This is a genomic window from Methylobacterium sp. J-088, assembly GCF_022829295.1.
Lineage (GTDB): Bacteria > Pseudomonadota > Alphaproteobacteria > Rhizobiales > Beijerinckiaceae > Methylobacterium.
Genome location: NZ_JAKSYH010000273.1, coordinates 1 through 301, shown reverse-complemented (window position 1 = coordinate 301; position 301 = coordinate 1). Strand labels below are relative to the sequence as shown.

Annotated in this window: 1 protein-coding gene; it reads right to left on the bottom strand. The window is 72.1% G+C overall.

The window, feature by feature from the left end; translation table 11 throughout:
- On the bottom strand, nt 1-301 hold a 301-nt coding region (locus MKK63_RS29905; RefSeq protein ID WP_244007998.1), incomplete at both ends, for a class I SAM-dependent methyltransferase.

Genomic DNA, 301 nt, shown 5'->3' with positions numbered 1-301 from the left:
CAAGCACCGCCCGCCTTGCTCGAGGACCCGCCGCGGCTCCGCGAGAGCCGTCTCGATCCGCGGCCCGATCCGGACGCCGAAGGCGGTCGTGTACGAATCAAAAGTCGCGTCATGCAGCGGAAGGGTCTCTCCATTGCCGGTCACGAAGGCGAGTCGGTCGCCGGCCTCGTCGACCTTGCGCGCCCGTGCCCGCTCGGCGCCGACACGCAGCACCGATTCGTTGATGTAGAGGACCGTCCCACGGCTGCGCGGGCCGCCCGCGGCGAGCACCCGGAACGCCACGTCTCCGGTCCCGCCGGCC